Annotated in this window: 14 protein-coding genes, 1 tRNA gene and 5 pseudogenes; 1 reads left to right on the top strand and 19 read right to left on the bottom strand. The window is 67.4% G+C overall.

Annotated elements, in window-relative coordinates; translation table 11 throughout:
- Window position 1 precedes the first annotated feature (1 nt).
- The 5 genes from ASF14_RS02960 to ASF14_RS02980 all read right to left on the bottom strand — a co-directional run bounded on the left by ASF14_RS02960 (window position 2) and on the right by ASF14_RS02980 (window position 3,754).
- Window positions 2-382, bottom strand: a complete 381-nt coding sequence (locus tag ASF14_RS02960; RefSeq protein WP_056431167.1) for an HK97 family phage prohead protease — start codon at window positions 380-382, stop codon at window positions 2-4.
- Window positions 379-684 carry a DUF6127 family protein gene (locus tag ASF14_RS02965; protein WP_056431169.1) on the bottom strand — a complete coding sequence of 102 codons (306 nt, stop codon included), beginning with the start codon at window positions 682-684 and terminating at the stop codon, window positions 379-381. The genes ASF14_RS02960 and ASF14_RS02965 overlap by 4 nt, the downstream gene beginning before the upstream one ends.
- Window positions 681-1,784, bottom strand: a complete 1,104-nt coding sequence (locus tag ASF14_RS02970) for a phage portal protein (protein WP_056431174.1) — start codon at window positions 1,782-1,784, stop codon at window positions 681-683. Before ASF14_RS02970 ends, ASF14_RS02965 begins: the two co-directional genes overlap by 4 nt.
- A 180-nt stretch (window positions 1,785-1,964) precedes the next feature.
- Window positions 1,965-3,275, bottom strand: coding sequence for a DNA-packaging protein (locus ASF14_RS02975; RefSeq protein WP_056431177.1), 1,311 nt, complete (start codon window positions 3,273-3,275; stop codon window positions 1,965-1,967).
- Window positions 3,275-3,754: a hypothetical protein gene (locus ASF14_RS02980; protein WP_056431182.1), complete on the bottom strand. Its 480-nt coding sequence runs from the start codon at window positions 3,752-3,754 to the stop codon at window positions 3,275-3,277. The genes ASF14_RS02975 and ASF14_RS02980 overlap by 1 nt, the downstream gene beginning before the upstream one ends.
- Window positions 3,755-3,942: 188 nt before the next feature.
- Between ASF14_RS02980 and ASF14_RS02985 the strand changes: the two genes are divergently transcribed.
- Window positions 3,943-4,018 (top strand) — tRNA-Val (locus tag ASF14_RS02985).
- Window positions 4,019-4,395: 377 nt separating this feature from the next.
- On the opposite strand, the gene ASF14_RS02990 is transcribed toward ASF14_RS02985, so the two are convergent.
- From ASF14_RS02990 to ASF14_RS21800, 14 genes and pseudogenes are all read right to left on the bottom strand, one after another.
- The gene (locus ASF14_RS02990) at window positions 4,396-6,375 is read right to left on the bottom strand and encodes a glycoside hydrolase family 127 protein (protein WP_056431445.1); all 1,980 of its coding nucleotides are present in this window, start codon (window positions 6,373-6,375) and stop codon (window positions 4,396-4,398) included.
- Window positions 6,376-6,493: 118 nt separating this feature from the next.
- A complete protein-coding gene (locus tag ASF14_RS02995) occupies window positions 6,494-7,012 on the bottom strand; it encodes an FUSC family protein (protein ID WP_056431185.1) in 519 nt (172 codons plus the stop codon).
- Window positions 7,009-8,733: a ubiquinone-dependent pyruvate dehydrogenase gene (gene poxB, locus ASF14_RS03000; protein ID WP_056431189.1), complete on the bottom strand. Its 1,725-nt coding sequence runs from the start codon at window positions 8,731-8,733 to the stop codon at window positions 7,009-7,011. Before poxB ends, ASF14_RS02995 begins: the two co-directional genes overlap by 4 nt.
- Before the next feature lie 134 nt (window positions 8,734-8,867).
- Window positions 8,868-10,616, bottom strand: coding sequence for a hypothetical protein (locus tag ASF14_RS03005; protein ID WP_156361001.1), 1,749 nt, complete (start codon window positions 10,614-10,616; stop codon window positions 8,868-8,870).
- Window positions 10,617-10,629: 13 nt separating this feature from the next.
- On the bottom strand, window positions 10,630-11,703 hold the full coding sequence (locus ASF14_RS03010) for a protein-glutamate methylesterase/protein-glutamine glutaminase (protein ID WP_056431193.1): 1,074 nt from the start codon (window positions 11,701-11,703) through the stop codon (window positions 10,630-10,632).
- Between the two features lie 5 nt (window positions 11,704-11,708).
- Window positions 11,709-12,563: a CheR family methyltransferase gene (locus tag ASF14_RS03015; RefSeq protein WP_056431197.1), complete on the bottom strand. Its 855-nt coding sequence runs from the start codon at window positions 12,561-12,563 to the stop codon at window positions 11,709-11,711.
- A gap of 70 nt (window positions 12,564-12,633) precedes the next feature.
- Window positions 12,634-13,122: a chemotaxis protein CheW gene (locus ASF14_RS03020; protein WP_056431199.1), complete on the bottom strand. Its 489-nt coding sequence runs from the start codon at window positions 13,120-13,122 to the stop codon at window positions 12,634-12,636.
- A pseudogene (locus ASF14_RS03025) lies at window positions 13,119-13,542 on the bottom strand (methyl-accepting chemotaxis protein); the annotation flags it as partial. The gene ASF14_RS03020 and the pseudogene ASF14_RS03025, both read right to left, overlap by 4 nt.
- A 1-nt stretch (window position 13,543) precedes the next feature.
- Window positions 13,544-13,900 (bottom strand): annotated as a pseudogene (locus ASF14_RS22100) (methyl-accepting chemotaxis protein); the annotation flags it as partial.
- Window position 13,901: 1 nt separating this feature from the next.
- Window positions 13,902-15,134, bottom strand: a pseudogene (locus ASF14_RS22520) (methyl-accepting chemotaxis protein); the annotation flags it as partial.
- A gap of 170 nt (window positions 15,135-15,304) precedes the next feature.
- A pseudogene (locus ASF14_RS03035) lies at window positions 15,305-17,282 on the bottom strand (methyl-accepting chemotaxis protein).
- Window positions 17,283-17,319: 37 nt separating this feature from the next.
- On the bottom strand, window positions 17,320-17,805 hold the full coding sequence (locus ASF14_RS03040; protein ID WP_056431210.1) for a chemotaxis protein CheW: 486 nt from the start codon (window positions 17,803-17,805) through the stop codon (window positions 17,320-17,322).
- On the bottom strand, window positions 17,802-19,709 hold the full coding sequence (locus ASF14_RS20605; RefSeq protein ID WP_156361002.1) for a methyl-accepting chemotaxis protein: 1,908 nt from the start codon (window positions 19,707-19,709) through the stop codon (window positions 17,802-17,804). Before ASF14_RS20605 ends, ASF14_RS03040 begins: the two co-directional genes overlap by 4 nt.
- Window positions 19,710-19,838: 129 nt before the next feature.
- Window positions 19,839-20,204: pseudogene (locus tag ASF14_RS21800) on the bottom strand (methyl-accepting chemotaxis protein); the annotation flags it as partial.

The raw sequence follows: 20,204 nt of genomic DNA on the forward strand, positions 1-20,204 counted from the left end.
ATCAGTCCCCCTTGGTCAAAATGTGAGTTACGCGGGCGAGCGGCTGCATCGGCACCGTCACCAGGCTGATCTCGATGAGCTCGGCCGACAGGATCGCGCGGGCCGCGCCCTGGTGGACGACACGCGGCCGGTACCCGACCGACAGGCCCGCCACCGCGCCCGAACGGACCAGCGCCGCAAGTGCCGGGTCGTCGACCACGCCCTCGACCGCTAGGCCGCTATCGTCCTCGGTGAGCGCGGTGATGCGCCCCATCGCCTCGCCCCGATGCTGCCAGAGCAGCGGCACGTCGCCCGCCCCCGCGAACGCCCCGCGCCGGATGACATCGCCCGCCCGGTCCATCCGGTCCCAGATCGCGGCATAGCCGGTGAAGGAAAGGCTCATTTCAGCCAGTCCTCCATGCCCAGCCGCATCGCGATCCCCGCCAGCAGCAGCGCGCCGAGCAGTCGGGTCAGCCAGCCGACCGCGCTCTTCCACACCGACGACTTGGCTTCGCGCCAGGCGGTCAGCAGTTCGCGCAGTTCGGCGACATCCTCTGCGGCGTCGGCATCGGCGAGGCCCAGCCGGGTGAGCGCCCGCGTCGCGCCCAGCTCGCCAGCTTCCTCGGCCACCGCGCGCAGCGTCACCAGGTCCGCACCGCTATCCGCCGCCTGCGCCAGCAGTCGCGCCAAAACGTCCCCGCTCATGACAGGCCGACCATCTGGCGCTTCTCCGCCGGATCGAGGAAGTCGGCGCTTGCCGCCATGGCCCAAAGCATCTGGCGTTCCTCGGCCAGCGCGGTGACGCGGTTGATGTCGACCGACAGGCTCGCGCCCTCGAACCAGCCCGCCAGTCCCTGCGACAGGCCGCTCAGGATTCCGCCCGCCAGCGGCAGGATCGCCTGTCGCCACAAGGCACGGTTCGCCTCGCGATAATTGGCATAGGTGTTGTCGCCGGGCAGGCCGAGCAGCATCGGCGGCACCCCGAAGGCCAGCGCGATCTCGCGCGCCGCCGACGACTTGGCCGCGATGAAGTCCAGCTCGGCCGGGGTCAGGCTCATCGCCTGCCACTTCAGCCCGCCCTCCAGCAGCAGCGGACGCCCGGCATTGCCGCTGCCTGCAAAGCCCTCCATCTCGGCGCGCAACCGCTCGAACTGGTCGGGCGTCAACGTCGAACCGTCGCCCGGATCATAGACCAAAGCCCCTGACGGCCGCGCCGCATTGTCGAGCAGCGCGCGGTTCCACACGGCGGCCGCATTGTGGATCGCGATCGCCCCCGCCGCCGCGCCCAGACAGCCCAGCCCGTAATGATCGTCGAGCGGGTGGCAGCTTTTCAGATGCACCACCGACGGCCTCACCGGATCGACCGGCAAGGTCGTCACGCGACCGCCCGCGCGGTAGAGATAGGCGGCGGGCCAGCCGCTGGCGTCCAGCTCCATCGCGACCCGCTCGGGGCGCAGCGCGAACAGTTCGGCCACCTCGCCCTCGGCATCGCGCAGAATCTGCACATAGGCATTGCCGTGCAGTAGCATGTGCGTCGCCACCGTCTCCAGCAACGCCTGCCCCTCGCTGCGCGCCGCGACCAAGGCAACCAGTTCGGGATGCGAAGCGGTCAGCGGCGCATCGGCCAGTCCGCCCGCGACCATCCGCACCGCCCGCTGCGCCACCGGATTGCGCAGATACCCCTCGCGCACCTGCGTTTCATAGGACGGCGCGGCACCGGTCAACGGCACCCCCGACCGCGCCAAACCCAGCCCGAGCAAAGGACGCGCGGCCCCCCGCCCGGCCTTGCGACCGAACATCCTCATCGTCGAATCTCCCAAATCCGGTGCCGATCCCAAATTCCTCCCCTGCAAGGGGAGGGGGACCAGCGAAGCTGGTGGAGGGGTGTCACCGGTTGCGAGGGAACACCGCCTCCACGAGCAGTGACACCCCTCCGTCAGGCCTGCGGCCTGCCACCTCCCCTTCCAGGGGAGGAAAGGATGCCCTCATAAATTCCGTATCCCCGGCGCCCCCCGCCCCGACAGCATCAGCTCGGTCAGTGCCCAGACCAGCGCATCCGCCCGGTCCGGCGAGCGGCCCGGCCCGTCATAGGCCCCCGCCACCCCCAGCCCGCACAGCTCGTCCTCCAGCGCCGGGAAGCCTCGCAAATGCCACACCCTACCTTGCGCATAGAGGAACGACACCGGCTCCGCCCGCGCCGCCTTTCCGATCGAGGCATAGACCAGATGCACCGGCAGGGTCGGATCGGCGAGCCGCAGCACGCTTTCCACCATGTCGCCGCCCTGGTTGCGCTCGGCCACCACCCGGTCCGCGCGGTTGCGCCTGGCACAGCCCGCCACCCGCGCGGCCCAGCCCTCCGGCGAAAGCCCGGCCTCGCTGGCATCCTCCAGCACATAGCCATGGCCGTCGCGCCCCAGCCCGACCGCCACGATCCCGCAGGCATCGCCGCTGCTGGTCGCGGGCGGATCGACGCCGACCACGACCCGATCGAGCGCGGGCACCGTCTTGGCCCGCTGCCGGTCGAGGAGCATGCGGGTCCACAAGGCCCCCTCGCGGTCGTCGACCATCTCGCCGTCCAGCTCCTGTCGCCCCAGCCGCGTGTCGCCATATTGCGCCAGCATCGCGTCCTGAAAACTGTCGGGCAGATGCGCATTGTCGCTGGTCCGCCCGATCGTCTCGACGCAATCGGGCAGCGCCATGACCTTGCGCATCAAGGGCGTCGCGCGCGGCGTGGTCGTGACCAGCACGCGCGGCCGCTCGCCCAGCCGGAGCGTCATCATCAGATTGTCCCATCCGGCCTCCCCCTTCCACTTGCCCAATTCGTCGCACCAGGCGGCATGATGCTGCGGCCCGCGCAGCGCCTCGGGCGCGGCGGCCGAATAGGCGAAGCCGATCGCGCCGGATGCGAAATGCACCTGCCCCAGACTGCCGATCCACTTCGGCGTCTCGCCCTTGCGCGCCACCGCCAGCAGTCCGCTTTCGCCGCGCACCATCACGCGCTCGACATCGCGCAAGGTCGCGCCCATCAGCGCGATCCGCGCGCCCGGTTGCTCGCGGGCGAGCGCACTCACCCACTCCGCCCCCGCACGCGTCTTGCCGAAACCACGCCCGGCGCGGATCAGCCACACCCGCCAGTCGCCCGGCGGCGCCACCTGTCCGTCATGCGCCCATAATTCCCATCGCTCGACCAGTTCGCGCTTCTGCGCAGGGCTCAGCGCGGCCAGCGCCTGTTCGCGCGCACCCGGCTCCAGCATCGCCAGCGTGGCGAGCCGCGTCGCCGCATCCTGTCCCGCCATCACGCCATCCCCTTCAACCGCCGCCGCGCCAGCCCATCGAGCGCGCGTTCCAGCGCCGCATCGGTTTCCGCCGCGTCGGCCCGTGCCGCTTCGCTCGCGCCGTCACCGGCCTTGGCCAGCGCATCGCGGCGGGCGAGCAGCTTCAGATAGAATTGCACCTCGGTGGCGCTGAGCGGCGGGATGATGGAGAGACCGGTGGTCCCCGCACCGGCCTCTCCGCCCTCCTCCCCGTCCTCGGCCGCCAACAGGGTCAGCATCCGGCGCAGCAGCCCTTCCTCGACCAGCGCATGCGCTGCGCCGATCGCTTCGTCCCAGGCCTCGCCAAAGGCCCGGTCGCGCGCCCGCAAGGTGCGTGCAGCCCGCAGCGTCTCTCCCACCGCGCGTGCCGCCGCCCCCGCATCGGCGCTGACCGCCAGCGCCGCCAGGAATTGCCGTCGCCGCGCCAGCGTCCACCGCGCGCCCTCCCCCGTTCCGGCCATCCCCACTCCCCCCGAAACACCGAGTGCGAACCCGACCGCTCCCCCGATCGCATCCGCCCCTCGATGTTCCTGTTATGTACCGATGGCAGTCGGGTTTGTATCCAACAAACGAACCAGATGGGTTTGACGCACAAAAGCGGCTTGCCAGACGCCAAGCGCATCGGCATTAGGCAGGGCTTCCCGAGAGGGGGCGATTAGCTCAGTTGGTAGAGCGTCTCGTTTACACCGAGAATGTCGGCGGTTCGAGCCCGTCATCGCCCACCATTTTCCGACATCACTCGATAGCCCCACCCTAGCGAAGACTGGGGTTCAGATGCCATGCGTGCGGTGGCGTGCCGATGCGCCGAGAGATTTTGTTCGCGCGGAGGCGCGGAGAACGCGGAGGTGTCTCGTCCGTGGCCGCTCTCGACCCTGATGACCTGAAATGGCCTCTCCCCTGAAGGGGAGGGGCTCATATTGGCTCAGCGTGTTGTCATCCTGCTCCATGCCTCTCTCCATCACATGTTGATGGAGCCGTGCCGCGGCCAATCGGACACCCTCTCTGCGTCCTCCGCGCCTCCGCGCGAACAAATCTTCCGGAATCAACCTTGGCAAAAGGAGAACTGCACTCCGGCCTTCGCCGGGGTGGTCCTAGTCCGCAATCAGGCCAGCTTCCAGTACGTCGCATACCGTTCATGCGCGATGCGATGGTACGGGACCAGCCGCACCTTCTGGCCGTCCGCCGCCGGGATGGTGAACTCCAGCGGCTTGCCGGTCGCGCTGATCGTCTTCGCCAGGGCATCGGGCTCACCCGATAGCGTCGGGGCCTGGAACGGCGTGTCGTTATACTCGCCGTACTTCCGCTCGCTGACGATGATGTCAGCCCCCGGCGCCAGCCCCTCGCGGCCCAGCGCACCGGCCAGCACCAGCGGGCCATAGGTGAAGGCGACGATCTCCGGCGCGGCGGGGGCGCTCTCGACGGCGGGTTCCATGACCATACGCCATTCGACCGTGTCGCCGGTCTTCCAGGTCCGGGTCAGTTCCGCATAGCTTCCCGGCTTGTCGGAGCGCTGCGCTTCCGCGCCGTTGACCAGCAGGGTCGCGGTGCGGCTCCATTTCGGGTGGCGCAGCTTCAGGGTCAGTTCGGTCGGCTGGCGCAGTTTCCAGCGGAACTGGGTATTGCCCGCCTCGGGGAAGTTCGTCGCCTGGGTCAGCGACGCCCCCTTGTCGGCCCAGGTCACGGTCGAGGGGATGAACAGGTTCACGTATAGCGCACGGTCGTCATGGAAGTAGATCGAGTCGCGATACTTCACATGATTTTCCATGCCCGTACCGGTGCAGCACCAGAAGCTGTCCTCGGGGGTGTGGTACAGCTTCATGTAGCCCGGCCGCGCACCCTGGAAATAGGTCGCCATGCCCGAGTCCGGGTCCTGCGAGGCGAGGATGCCATTGTAGAGCGTCCGCTCGTAATAATCGGCATATTCCGCCTGCGGGTCGCGCAGGAACAGCGCGCGGGTCAGCTTCAGCATATTGTGCTGGCAGCATGTCTCCGATCCCTTGGCCGAGAAGACATGCTTGTCGAAGTCCGCCATGGCGAAGAAATGCTCGCCATCGCCATGCCCGCCGGTGGCAAAGGCGCGGGTATGTGCGACCGTCCGCCAGAAAAAGGCGGCGGCGTTGTGATAGGCATCATCGCCATTCGCCTCATAGACGCGCTGGAAACCGATGATCTTCGGGATCTGGGTGTTGGCGTGCATCCCGTCGAGATAGTCGCGGCCCTGACCCAGCGGCTTCATCACCGCCTTTTGCGAGAAGCGTTCGGCGAGGCGGCGATAGTCCTCGTTGCCGGTCATGAAATACAGATCGGCATACACCTCGTTCATGCCGCCATATTCGGTCTCCAGCATCGTCTCGAACTGGGCATCCGACAGCGGCTTGGTGGCGACGACACCCCAATCGGCCAGCCGGATCAGCACCGGCCGCGCCGCCTCGCTCCCCGCCAGCTGCACCGCATCGCGCAGGCCCGCATAGACCTTGTGCAGCGTGTACCAGGGCACACCGGTGATCGGCTCGCCACGCAGATGCGCCGCGACCAGCGCAAGCCCCTTCGGAAAGGCACAGACCAGGCCGGTGCCCGCCGCCTGCTGGCACGCGGCCAGTTCGTTCGCGATATAGTCGATGCGCTGCCGGTAGCGCTTGTCCTTGGTCGCACGGTACGCCAGCGCACAGGCCGAGAGATAATGGCCCAGCGTGTGGCCATGGCAGTTGATGTCGGCCCACTGCGCCTCCGACTCCCAGCCGCCATAGACCGGCGCCTTGGGCTTCAATCCGGCATTGGTGCGGAAATTCGCGAGCAATCGGTCGGGCTGCAGGCGCATCAGATACGCCTCGGTCATCTTCTGCGCATGGAGGAAGGGACTGTCCGCCAGCGTGACGTCGGCCATGTCGAAGGACTGCACCGAGTTAGCAGGCATGGGGGCCGCCATGGATGCCATCGGCTTGAGGCCATTCTGCGCCCACGCCGAAGCGGGCATCACCGCCCCCCATCCTGTCGCCAACGCAGCCGTGCTGGCCGTGGCAAGGACTTGACGCCGCGACGGGGCGGGACAGCATGTAGGCACCGATCTTCTCCGACTAATCATATTTTTCGCCAGTGTGCGTTGCGCCACGCGAATCCGCAAATGTTTTCGTATGTGCACGCAAAAGGCGATATTGGAGGCTGATCGATCTGGTTTATTTGTCCGACAGGTTAGGCCTGGTTCAGCCGGTTCGGCGGAACAGCAATCGCTCGAAGCCCCAGTGCAGGATCGCCCCGATCGCGACACCCAGCATGACTTCCTGCGCCCGCGCCAACGCGGCGGTCAGGATCGTGCCCCCCGGCGGCACGGTCAGCAGGACGATGACCGAGGTCCACATGCACACCCGCAATTCGGTGCGAATCCGCGCAATGGCGGCGGTGACGCCGACCGCCACCGCCAGCATCGCGACCGCCCCGGCATCGGGCATGGCAAAGGCGACGAGCAGCGCCACCGCCACCCCGATCAGCGTCGCGACGATCCGCCAGGTGAGCGAGCGATGCGTGTCGCCCAGCCGGTCCTGCGAGACGACGAGCGCGGAGACGCTCGCCCAGACCGGATGGTCGAGATGCAGCCGGTCGGCGATGCTGAGCGCCAGCACCGCCGCGCCGGTACAGCGCGCGACGAAGGCGATGGTGCGCACCGTCTCCTCGCGCGAGACATGCGCCGTCACCCAGTCGCGCAGGAGCGGCGGCGGAGTCACCGGAAGAGATTGGCCCGCGCCAGTTCCAGCACCTCGTCGCCACGCCCGCTCAGGACCGCGCGCGCGGCATAGAGGCTGAACCCCTTGATCTGCTCGGCCTGGATCTTGGGCGGCATGATCAGTTCCTGCGTTTCGGTCACGACATCGACCAGTGCCGAGCCGTCATGCGCGAACGCCTCGCGCAACGCGCCCTCCAGCGCGTCAGAACGGGTGACGCGCACCCCGAAATAGCCCATCTCGCGCGCGATCGCGCCGAAGTCCGGGTTCTGGAGCGACACATTGTCGTCGACATAGCCCGCCGCCTTCTGCTCCAGCGCGACGAAGCCGAGCGTCGAATTGTTGAAGACGACGATCTTGACCGGCAGCTTCATCTGCACGGCGGTCAGCATGTCGCCCATCAACATGGTCAGGCCGCCGTCCCCGGACATCGACACGACCTGCCGCCCCGGATAGGCCCCCTGCACGCCCAACGCCTGCGGCAGGGCATTGGCCATCGAGCCATGGTTGAACGAGCCGATGATCCGACGCCGACCGTTCATCGTCAGATAGCGCGCCGCCCAGACGGCGGGCGTGCCGACATCGGCGGTAAAGACGGCATCCTCATCGGCGAGCCGGTCGATGGTGCGCGCGACGAATTGCGGATGCAGCGGCTTGTCGCCGTCTCGCGGGGTGGCGAGGTCGTCCAGCCCCTTGCGCGCGTCGCGGTAATGCGCGCGTGCCTTGTCCAGGAAACGCCCGTCGCGCTCGCCCGCGATCAGCGGGATCAAGCCGCGCGCCACCTCGGCGACGTCGCCCACCACGCCCAGGTCCAGCGGCACCCGCCGCCCCAATGCGCCCGGGTCGCGATCGACCTGCACCACCTTCGCCTTTTCGGGATAGAAGTTGCGATAGGGGAAGTCGGTGCCCAGCATCAGCAGCGTGTCGCACTCCATCATCGCGTGATAGCCCGACGAAAAGCCGATCAGCCCGGTCATGCCGACATCATAGGGATTGTCGTATTCGATCCATTCCTTGCCCCGGTATGCATGGACGATCGGGGCCTTCAGCGCTTCGGCCAGCGCCACGACCTCGGCATGGGCCCCCGCCGTGCCCGCGCCGCACAGCAGCGTCACCGCCTTCGACCCGTTGAGCAGGTCGGCGATCTTGCCCAGTTCCGCCTGCGGCGGCACGAGGCGCGGCGTGGCCAGCGGCGGAAAGGCGACGCTGCGCGTCTCGGGCGCGGGCTTCAGCGCGACATCGCCGGGGATGACCAGCACCGCCACGCCCCTCTTGCCGATGGCGGTGCGGATCGCGCGGTGGAGCAGTTCGGGCATCTGGCGCGGGTCCTGCACCATCTCGCAGAAATGGCTGCATTCGCGGAACAGCTCGGTGGGATGCGTTTCCTGGAAATAGTTCAGGCCGATCTCGCTCGACGGGATATGCGCCGCGATCGCCAGCACCGGCACATGGTTGCGGTGGCAGTCGAACAGCCCGTTGATCAGATGGAGATTGCCCGGCCCGCAGCTGCCCGCACAGACCGCCAGCCTGTCGGTCGCCGCCGCTTCCGCCCCCGCCGCAAAAGCGCCCGCTTCCTCGTTGCGGACATGCATCCATTGGATCTTGCCCGACTTGCGGAGCGAGTCGTTGAACGCGTTCAGGCTGTCGCCCGTCACGCCCCATATCCGCTCGACGCCCGCCTCGACCAGCGTGCGGTTCAAAAGATCGGCGATCGTCTCGGCCATGGTTCGTCTTTCCCTTGCTGTGGACGGGGCCGGTGCCCGTCATGCTGCAAGAGCGAAACGATCCGGGGTGCGAATGGCTTCGCACCCCGGGGATGAACTTCGTGCAAGGCGGCTAAAGCGCCGTGCAATCGGGATCAGAACAGCCCGTCATCATCATCGTCGAACGTCACCGCCGCCGTCACCGTCGCGACCGGCTCCATGCCGGGCAGCAGATAGGCCGCATGGATCAGACGTTCGGACGCCATCGTATAGAGGCTTGCCGCCCAGGGCAGCATGTCCGCCAGCACGGCCTCGTCCGCCGCCGTCATTTCGGTGCCGTTCGGGGTTTCGGGCGCGACCCGATCGGCGTAGCGGGTCAGCTCCAGAGCGACGGTGCACAGCGTCCCCACGAAATCATGCTGCTCGCCCAGATCCCCGGCGCTCGCCTGGAGCGAGGCGACGATCCGCTCGGCATCCCCGCCACCCTTGACCATGGCCCCTGCCGAGCTTTCGCAGGCGCGCCGCACGACCGCCAGCGCTTCCTGAAGCGCGCCGCGCGTGTCGCCATTCTCGCTGTGCGTGTTGTCCTGCTGGACCAGATCGATCCCGCTGAGCACGCCGATCAGCGAACCGACCGCCACGCTCAACTGGTCGAGGCGGCTGGCGCAGGGGGCGACTTCCTTGGCGATCACGGCCACCGCGCGGCCCAGCGTGCCGTGGCGACGGCACAGCAGCTGGGTGTTGGTCGAGATATCCTGCACATTCACGGCGATGTGGCGGATGCGGCTCAGTCCGTCGGTCAGGTCGGCCAGCGTGCGGCTGACAAAGCCGGTCAGCTCGGCCAGATGGCCATCGGCGTCGCACAGCTGGTCGGTGACATTGCCCAGCGAGGAGATGCCATGTTCCAGCCGGAACAGCAGCTGTCCGTCCGCGCCGCCCTGCGACCCCAGCAGCTCGCGCAAGTGATCCGCCAGCGGCGCCAGCCGTTCCAGCGAGGTGACGATCGAGGCGATCTCCCGCCCGAACTCGTCCGCCATCGCGTTCAGCTGAGCGGAGATCAGCCGGGCCATATGCGCCTTGGCCCCTTCCGGCATGCCGCCCTGCGCATCGTCCATCGCGACCCGGCGCAGCATGGCGATGGCATGTTCGGCGCGCTGGCGCACGCTGTCGCCGATCTGGATCGCGCCCAGGATGCGCGCGACCTCGCCCTGTACGGTGCGCACGATGCCGCCGACCTCGTCGGTCATGCGCATCACCGATTCGATATGATCCTGCAGCGCATTGGCATTGGCGGTCAGTTCGGCGGGCACGGCGGCCCCGGCGCGGTCGCATTCGGTGGCGAGCAGGCGGTCGGCCTGCTGCACGTCGCCCACCACCCGGCCGAACTGGTCAAGCTGGCGCTCGATCTGGCGCAGTTCCTGGCGGCCGGTGGTCAGCTTCTCGTCCATGCCGACGACGAAGTTGAAGAACGCCGCCTCGCCCGACGAGGCGATCTTGATGTTCATCCCATAGATGCCGAGCAGCTTCAGGATGGTGCTGACCTCGTTCAACAGGCCGCGAAGCTCGCGGGTGCGGCCGGTCAGCGTCTCGACCTCGATCGCGCGCCGCTTCTGGATGATCGGCAGGGTGATCAGGCGATAGGCGACGTCGCGCAGCCGGGAGACCGCCACTCCGGCGGTGTCGTGCGACAGGGCCTGGCGAATGGTCGTCAGCCCGTCCGCCATGCCGTCGATCGTGCCGATCGCGGTGGCCAGCGTCTCGCCGGTTTCGCGAAAGGCATCCTCCAGGCCGCCCATCCGGTCCTGCACCTGCTCCGCCAGTGTCGCGAAGGAAATGGCGGGCGAGGTCGGCAGGTCGCCGGCCAGCGGAGCCGCATTGTCGGTATCGATCCGTGCCACAAACATGTGTCGTTCCTTCTTAGCGTGCCGTGGCGTGGAGCAGTTCGCGTGCGACACTGCCCAGCGGGATGATCTTGTCATGGGCGCCGCGCGCGATCGCTTCCTTGGGCATGCCGAACACGACCGAGGTCGCCTCGTCCTGCGCAAAGGTGCGGGCGCCCGCCTGCTTCATCTCCAGCAGGCCGCGCGCGCCGTCGTCGCCCATGCCGGTTAGGATGATGCCGACCGCGTTGGAGCCCGCGTTGCGCGCCGCCGAACGGAACAGCACATCGACCGAGGGGCGATGGCGCGAGACCAGCGGCCCCTCGCGCACCGACACGACATAGCGCGCGCCCTGCCGCTCCAGCATGGTGTGGCGCAGGCCGCCTGGGGCGATCAGCACGCGGCCGCGCATCACCGTGTCGCCGTCCTCGGCCTCCTTGACGTCGACCTGGCACAGCCCGTCGAGCCGCTTGGCAAAGGCGCGGGTGAAGCTCTCCGGCATATGCTGGACGATGACGATGCCCGGCGAATTGGCGGGCAGCGCCTCCAGCACCTCGCGCAGCGCCTCCGTGCCGCCGGTCGAGGCGCCGATGCACACCACCATCTCGGTCGTGCGGCTCATCGCGCGGCCGGTCGGCGGCGGCAGGACGGCATCGGCCGTCAGTTTCTGCGCCGGGTTCAGCTTGACCTGGGAGCGCCGTGCGCCGAGCCGCGCCTTGGCCGCGCCCTTCACCGTCTCGCGGATCATCATATGCGCTTCGTTCAGGTGATCGGCGACCCCCACGCGCGGCTTCAGGATGACGTCGACCGCCCCTGCCTCCAGCGCCTGAAGCAGCGTTTCCGAACCTTCCTCGACCAGCGAGGAGCACATCACCACCGGCAGCGGGCGCTGCGCCATCAGCTTGCGCAGGAAGGTGATGCCGTCCATGCGCGGCATCTCGACGTCCAGCGTGATGACGTCGGGCACCTCCTCATGGATATAGCGCGCGGCGGCGAAGGGATCGGCGGCGGCGGCGATCACCTGGATATCGGGATCGGCGGACAGGATCGCGGTCATCGCCTGACGGACGCTGGCGCTGTCGTCGATCACCAGCACGCGGACTTTGCTCATGGCCGTCAGATCCGTTGGAACACGGTGTTGGACACCGTCTTCAGGGGAAGGTCGAAACCCGTGATCGACTCGGAATGGCCCAGGAACATCCAGCCGCCGGGGCGCAGGCATTCGGCCAGACGGCGCACGACCTTTTCCTGGGTCGGCTTGTCGAAATAGATCAGGACGTTGCGACAGAAGATGATGTCCATCGGATCACCCACCGGATAGCGCTCGTCCATCAGGTTCATCTGGGCAAAGCCGATCGACGAACGCAGCGCGGGCACGATGCGCATCTCGTCGCGCTTGGGATCGCTGGCGCTCATGACATAGCGTTTGCGCAAGCTCGCCGGCACCGGATCGAGCATCGCGGCCGCATAGATGCCCCGACGCGCGGTGCGCAGCACCTCGCTGTCCAGATCGGTCGCCAGGATACCGAAGTCGGGGCCGCCCCTGTCGGCGGCAAAGGCGTCGAGCAGCATCGCCAGCGTATAGGGCTCCGCACCGGTCGAGCAGGCCGAGCTCCACACGCGGACCCGGCGCTGCCCCTCGTCGCGCAGGCGCGGCATGACCGTGCCCATCAGATAGTCGAAATGCTTGGGTTCGCGGAAGAAGTCGGTCTTGTTGGTCGTGACCGCGTTCAGCAGATGCTCGCGCTCGCCCTCCAGATGATCGGCCTGGAACACCCAGGCGCAATAATCGCCCAGGCTGCTCAGCCCCGTCGCGCGCACGCGGCGGCGCAGGCGCCCCTCGATCATCGTCATCTTGGCGGGCGGCAGGCGAATCCCGCACTCCTTGTAGACATAGGCGGAGATGCGATCGAAATCGCGACGCTGTAGCGCGTCGGGCGATGCCGATGCCGCGCGGGCCAGACTGCTCAAAGGAACGGCTCCTGTCGGAAGCGAGAGGAAGGGGTCGGCCGCCGCGCCGGGCGGCCGAAAAGCAATGGGATCACGCCGCCATGCCGAGATCGGCCAGGGCGGCCTCGGCACCGTCCGCGCCGAACAGGCGCGCCGGGTCGAGCAGTGCGACGAAGCCCGCACCTCGCCGCAGGATCGCCTTGATCTGCTCGGATCGCCAGCGACCGCCCAGGTCTGGCGCGCTCTCGACCGATTCGGCCGGGAAGGTCGCGACGTCGAGTACCCGGTCGACGACCATCCCCAGCGCCAGCGGCTTGCCCTCGCCCCCCGCCACGTCGACCACCAGAACGCGAGTGGTCAGCGTCGGATCGACCGGGGGCATGCCCAGGCGAACCCGCAGGTCGACCATCGGCACGGAGTCGCCGCGCACATCGGTCAGGCCCAGGAACCAGTCGGGTGCATGGGGCACCCGATAGGCGTTACGGTGGTCCAGGATTTCGCGGACCGTCGTCACCGGCAGTGCGAATTCTTCGTCGCCCAGCCCGAAGACCACGACCTGGATGTCGGATGCCCCGCTCATGCCGCGCGTCCGAACGCGGCGTCTTCGCCGTCGGGGCCGCCATTGGTCAGGTCCAGCGCGAAACCGCGCACCCGGGCCTGCTGATCGGCGACCGAGCCGCTGCGTGCCGGAGCGGCCTTGGGCTTGGCCTTGGTGGGGCGCGGCGCGACGCGGCGCACCGAGCGGATCTGCGCACCCTGTCCGTCGACCCGGAAATAGGCGATGCTTTCCTGAAGCTCCTCGGCCTGGCTGGCGAGTTCTTCGGAGGTSGASGAAATCTGCTCGGACGCCGAGGCGTTCTGCTGCGTCACCTTGTCGAGCTGCTGGATCGCTTCGTTGATCTGGACCGCACCGATATCCTGTTCGCGGCAGGCCGCACTGATCTCGGCGACCAGCTCGGCGGTACGGCGCAGGATGGCGATGTCTTCCAGCATCGCCTTGNGAAATCTGCTCGGACGCCGAGGCGTTCTGCTGCGTCACCTTGTCGAGCTGCTGGATCGCTTCGTTGATCTGGACCGCACCGATATCCTGTTCGCGGCAGGCCGCACTGATCTCGGCGACCAGCTCGGCGGTACGGCGGATGTCGGGCACCAGCTTGATGAGCATCTCGCCCGCCTGGGTCGCGGCACCGACGGTATCCGACGACATGCCGCTGATCTCCGCCGCCGCCGACTGGCTGCGCTCGGCCAGCTTGCGGACCTCGGCGGCCACCACCGCAAAGCCGCGCCCATGTTCGCCCGCACGGGCCGCCTCGACCGCCGCATTCAGCGCCAGCAGGTCGGTCTGGCGCGCGATTTCCNTCGGCGGCCACCACCGCAAAGCCGCGCCCATGTTCGCCCGCACGGGCCGCCTCGACCGCCGCATTCAGCGCCAGCAGGTCGGTCTGGCGCGCGATTTCCTGCACGATGCCGATCTTTTCGGCGATGGTGCGCATGGCGACCACGGCCTTCTGCACGGCGGCACCGCTCTGTTCGGCGTCCTGCGACGACTGGCGCGCGATCTTCTCGGTCTGCGTCGCATTGTCGGCATTCTGTTTGATGTTGGCGGCCATCTGCTCCATCGAGGCAGAGGCTTCCCTCGGTCTGCGTCGCATTGTCGGCATTCTGTTTGATGTTGGCGGCCATCTGCTCCATCGAGGCAGAGGCTTCCTCGGCRGCGGCGGCCTGTTCGGTCGCGCCCTGGCTCACCTGTTCCGACGAGGACGACAGCTGCTGGCTGCCCGCCGCGACATTGTGAGCCGCCTGGGTGGTCTGGCCGATCGTTTCGCGCAGGCGGACGGTCATCCGGTTGACGGTGTCGACCAGGTCCTTGATCTCGTCATTGCTGGCAACGTCCACCTCGTTGCTCAGGTCGCCATCGGCGACGGCGGACACGGCTTCGCCGATCTTGCGCAGCCCCTTGGACACCAGCAACGCGACCCACAGGGCGCCGCCGATCGCGATCAGGAACGCGACGATCGCCGTCGCCATCAGCGTGGTTCGTGCCGACTCATAGAGGATGGCGGAGTCGGCCTTGGCCTTGACCATCTGCCCCTGCGTGATCTCCGCCAGCTTGGTCAGCGTGTCGGTGAGGCGCACGGCCACGACGCGACCCTCGGTCATCGAAACGGTCGATGCCTCGGCATTGTGGTTCTGCATCGCCAGCGAGCGCGCACGGTCGCTGATCGTCTTGTACGCGCGCCATTCCTCCAGCGCTTTGGTCCAGACCGGCCGCCCCTGTTCGGTGGCGATCTTCAGGCCACTGTTCAGGCTTTCCAGAACCTTGGCGTCATATTGGGCGAAGCCGCCGTCGAAGTTGCGCTTTTGCGCAACATCTTCCGTCAGCATCATGTTCTTTTCGGCGCGGATGGCGCGACCGATATCGCCATCGGCGGTCAACGACAGCTTGATACGCTGGGCCGGTCCGTCGATGATTTGCGCGATCATCACATTCAACGCGTTGACCTTCGAAACCCCGACTCCGACGACAACCGCCAGAAGTAACAAGACAATCGCAAATGTACCTGCCAGCTTGGCCTTGATCGTAACTCGCATATGCCACCCCGCTATGAAACCCGACACTTCGGATGCTATGAAACCACCCGCCGAAACTGAGCGGATCATAGGCAGAAATTGATGAATTATTGGTTCAGGACGATGATATCGGCGTCATGACCGTGGCGCTGGCGAAGGCCCCCCGGCACTTCGCAAGCACCACGCACGGGTCATGCCGCGTGGCCGAACTCGGCATCTTCCCCGTCCGGCCCACCCTCGTTCAGGTCGAGGGCGAAGCCGCGCACCCGCGCCTGCTGATGCCCGATCGAACCCGCCTGCACCGCAGCCTTGCGCGTCCTGGCGACCGACTGGCGGATGACAGGCTTGCGCACCGCCGGTCGTGCGTTTTCGGCGACCTGGAAAAAGGCGATGCTGTGCTGAAGCTCCTCGGCTTGGCTGGCGAGTTCCCCCGAGGTCGAGGAAATCTGCTCGGAGGCCGAGGCGTTCTGCTGCGTCACCTTGTCGAGCTGCTGGATCGCCTCGTTGATCTGGACCGCGCCGATATCCTGTTCGCGACATGCCGCGCTGATCTCGGCGACCAGTTCGGCGGTGCGGCGGATGTCGGGCACCAGCTTGGTCAGCATCTCGCCCGCCTGGGTGGCGGCCGACACGGTGTCCGACGACATGCCGCTGATCTCCGCCGCCGCCGTCTGGCTGCGCTCGGCCAGCTTGCGGACTTCGGCCGCCACGACCGCGAAGCCGCGACCATGCTCGCCCGCGCGCGCCGCCTCGACGGCGGCGTTCAGCGCCAGCAGGTCGGTCTGGCGCGCGATTTCCTGCACGATGCCGATCTTCTCCGCGATGGTGCGCATCGCGGTCACGGCTTTCTGCACGGCGGCACCGCTCTGTTCGGCATCCTGCGACGACTGGCGCGCGATCTTCTCGGTCTGCGTCGCATTGTCGGCATTCTGTTTGATGTTGGCGGCCATCTGCTCCATCGAGGCAGAGGCTTCCCTCGGTCTGCGTCGCATTGTCGGCATTCTGTTTGATGTTGGCGGCCATCTGCTCCATCGAGGCAGAGGCTTCCTCGGCGGCGGCGGCCTGTTCGGTCGCGCCTTCCGACACCTGTTCGGACGAGGACGACAGTTGCTGGCTGCCGCTGGCGACCTGATCGGCCGCCCCCGCGACATTGCTCGCGAACTGGGTGAGGTTGTCGACCAGATTGTTGATCGCATCCTTCATCCGGCGATGATCGCCCTCGCACTCGATCTCCACGCGTTCGAGCAGCGAGCCGGTGCTGACCAGGTTCAGCACGCGATTGCCCTCGCCGATCGGCAGCAGGATCGCGTCGAGCATCCCGTTGATCCCGCTCACCAGCCCGGCAAAGTCGCCGGGGAAGCGGGTCGCGTCGCCACGCTCGCTCAGCTTGCCCGCCGTCGAGGCCGCGATCAGGCGCTGGATCTCGCCGATGATCGCCTGGAAATTGGCGCGCAGCAATTCGATCGTGTCGTTGATGAACGCCTTCTTGCCGGGCAGCTGCTGCATCGGCGCATTGAAATCGCCCTCGCCGAACTGCTTGATGCAGGCCATCGCCATCTTCTTGGCGGCGATGTGGTTGGCGACCATCTCGTTCAGGCGGCGGGCCATGACGCCGAAATCGCCCTGGAACTTGTCGACCGGCACGAACACGTCGATGTCGCCGCGATCATGTTCGGCCGACATGGTGTTCATCTGGGCGATCAGGCCCTTCAGATTGCCGCGAAGCTGCTCGATCGTGTCGTTGATGAAGGCCTTCTTGCCCGGCAGTCGCGCCAGCGGCGCCTCGAAATCGCCCTGCGCCAGCGCGGCCACACAGGCCATCGCCTGTTTCTTGACCGCGATATGGCTGGCGACCAGTTCGTTGACGGTCCGCGCCGCAACGGCCAGGTCGCCGGAAAACTCCTCGACCGGCAGCACCACGTCGATGTCACCGCGCTCATGCTCGGCGGCGACATGCGCCAGCCGCCGGTTGAAGGCGGTGGCAGGGATGGCGGCGGTTTCGAGCAGTTCGTTGACCGCGACGAGCATCTCGCGCGCCTTGCCGGTCGCACCCGACAGGTCGGCCCGCTCGCCAACCCGCCCCTGGGCAAAGGCCCGCTGGAGCCGGCCGATCTCCGTCGTGGCGACGTCAACATGCGAGGTGTCTTTCAACGAAGCATGGAAACGCATGATAGTCTTCTCTCCTATTCTATGCTGAGAGCCTGAATCAGGCGGCAATCGCAGCCGCACGGGTGACGTCGAGGTCGGCCGCGCCGAACAGGCGCACCGGGTCGAGCAGCGCGACGAAGCCCGCCCCCCGCCGCAGGATTGCCTCGATCTGCTCGGATCGCCAGCGACCGCCCAGATCGGGCGCGCCCTCGACCGATTCGGCCGCGAAGGTCGAAACATCGAGCACCCGGTCGACGACCATGCCCAGCGCCAGCGGCTGGCCCTGCGCGCCCGCCACATCGACGACCAGAATCCGTGTGGTCAGCGTCGGTTCGACCGGGGGCATCCCCAAACGAACCCGCAGGTCGACCATCGGCACGGAATCGCCACGCACATCGGTCAGCCCCAGGAGCCAGTCGGGGGCGTGCGGCACCCGGTATGCGGTGCGGTGGTCGAGGATTTCACGGACCGTGGTGACGGGCAGCGCGAATTCTTCATCGCCCAGTCCGAAGACCACGACCTGGATATCGGCCGCGCCGCTCATGCCGCGCGTCCGAACGCGGCGTCTTCGCCGTCCGGGCCGCCATTGCTCAGGTCGAGCGCGAAGCCATGCGCGCGGGCCTGCTGGTCGGCGATCGAACCGGTGCGGCGCGCAGCCTGCTTCGATCTGGCCTGGGCCGGACGGCTGGCCGTATGCCGGATGACGGCACGTCCCACGCCATCGATCTGGAAATAGGCGATGCTCTCCTGAAGCTCCGTCGCCTGGCTGGCCAGTTCTTCGGAGGTGGACGAAATCTGCTCGGAGGCGGTGGCGTTCTGCTGCGTCACCTTGTCGAGCTGTTGAATCGCCTCGTTGATCTGGACCGCGCCGATGTCCTGCTCGCGGCAGGCGGCGCTGATCTCGGCGACCAGTTCGGCGGTGCGGCGGATGTCGGGGACCAGCTTGGTCAGCATCTCGCCCGCCTGGGTCGCGGCATCGACCGTGTCCGACGACATGCCGCTGATCTCCGCCGCCGCCGTCTGGCTGCGCTCGGCCAGCTTGCGCACCTCGGCGGCCACCACCGCAAAGCCGCGACCATGTTCCCCGGCCCGCGCCGCCTCGACGGCGGCGTTCAGGGCCAACAGGTCGGTCTGGCGCGCGATTTCCTGCACGATGCCGATCTTTTCGGCGATGGTCCGCATCGCGATCACCGCCTTCTGCACCGCCACGCCGCTATTCTCCGCGTCCTGCGAGGACTGGCGCGCGATCTTCTCGGTCTGCGTCGCATTGTCGGCATTCTGTTTGATGTTTGCCGCCATCTCCTCCATCGCGGCGGAGGCTTCCTCGGCCGCTGCCGCCTGTTCGGTGGCGCCCTGGCTCACCTGTTCCGACGAGGAGGACAGTTCGTGGCTGCCGCTGGCCACATTATGCGCCGCCTGGGTCGCATCGCCGACGACGCCGCGCAGGCGATCGACCATCGACACCAGCGCCTGGCCCAGCTTGTTCTTGTCCGACAATGCCTGGGGCTGGACGTTCAGATTGCCGCCCGCAATCTCCTCGGCGATCTTCGCCATGCCCTCGAAGCTGGTGCGCAGCGCGTCCAGATTGGCGGACAGCTGATCGGTCAGGCCGCCGAAGCGCTGGTTCATGCCGACGCCGGTATCGCCCTTCGACACGGCGGTCAGCACGGTCGAAATCTGGTCGAACGCGCCTTCGACCGCGCCGACACTGCCCTGCATCCGCCCGATCTCGTCGCGGCGCTCGGTCGCCAGCGGTTCGGCCAGACGCGCCAGCGCCTGGGTCAGCCGCGACATGGGCCGCGCGATCGTGCGGGTCATCAGCACCCCGATGCCGATCGCGGCCAGCACGCTGGCCGCCATGCCGATCCAGATGGCGAGCGTGATGGACGAGAAAGACTGATGCTGCGCCGCCTGCCGCTGCGCCAGCAGACCCTTTTCGGTCGCGATCAGCTCGCCCACCCGCTGGCGCAGCTGGTCCATCGCCTGCTTGCCCGCACCACTGCTTTCCAGCGCGCGCCCGGCCTCGCGGGTTTCGGGATGCGCCATCAGGCGAATGGCCTTTTCGGCCACGTCATTATGCCAGCTTTCGGCGAGCCGCTTGATCTCGTCCAGTCGTCCTTGCTGCACCGGATTGTCGCTGGTCAGGTCTCGGACGTCGCCCCACGCATGGGCGAAATCGGTCCATCCCTTGTGATAGGGCGCCAGGAACTGTTCGTTCCCCGATACGAGATAACCGCGATAGCCGGTTTCCTGATTGACCATGCTGGAGACGATGCCGTCGGCGGTGGCGATGACCTGATAGGTATGTTCGTTGATTTCGGTCGTCGCCTTCACCTGTCCGGCATTGGACAGGATAACGCCGTCAACCCCCACCATGATCGCGATGATCGCGCCAAGGCAGAGGGTGAGCTTTTTCGACATCGACAGGTGATTGAAGGAACCCAGCATGTTCTTGTCCTAAAGGGTTGACCAGCGCGTCGTACGGTTCGCCTGCCTGGGGCCTACGAAGCGGCGGGATGTTCGCGAATATCCCGGCTGTCAGGGGGCGGAGCAGCGCCCGCCCCCGATCGTCTTGGCTCAGGCGGCACGCCCGAATTCGGCATCCTCGCCATCCGGGCCGCCATTGGTCAGGTCCAGCGCGAAGCCGCGCACCCGGGCCTGCTGATCGGCGACCGAGCCCGCGCGGGGCGCATTGCCCGACTTGGCGGACTTGGCCGCCGGACGGGCGAGCGGCTTGCGGACCGCCGCCTTGCCGCGGCTGCGATTGCCACCGGCTTCGACCCGGAAATAGGCGATGCTTTCCTGAAGCTCCTCGGCCTGGCTGGCGAGTTCTTCGGAGGTGGACGAAATCTGCTCGGACGCCGAGGCGTTCTGCTGCGTCACCTTGTCGAGCTGCTGGATCGCTTCGTTGATCTGGACCGCACCGATATCCTGTTCGCGGCA

Source organism: Sphingomonas sp. Leaf257, from assembly GCF_001422185.1.
Taxonomy (GTDB): domain Bacteria; phylum Pseudomonadota; class Alphaproteobacteria; order Sphingomonadales; family Sphingomonadaceae; genus Sphingomonas; species Sphingomonas yabuuchiae.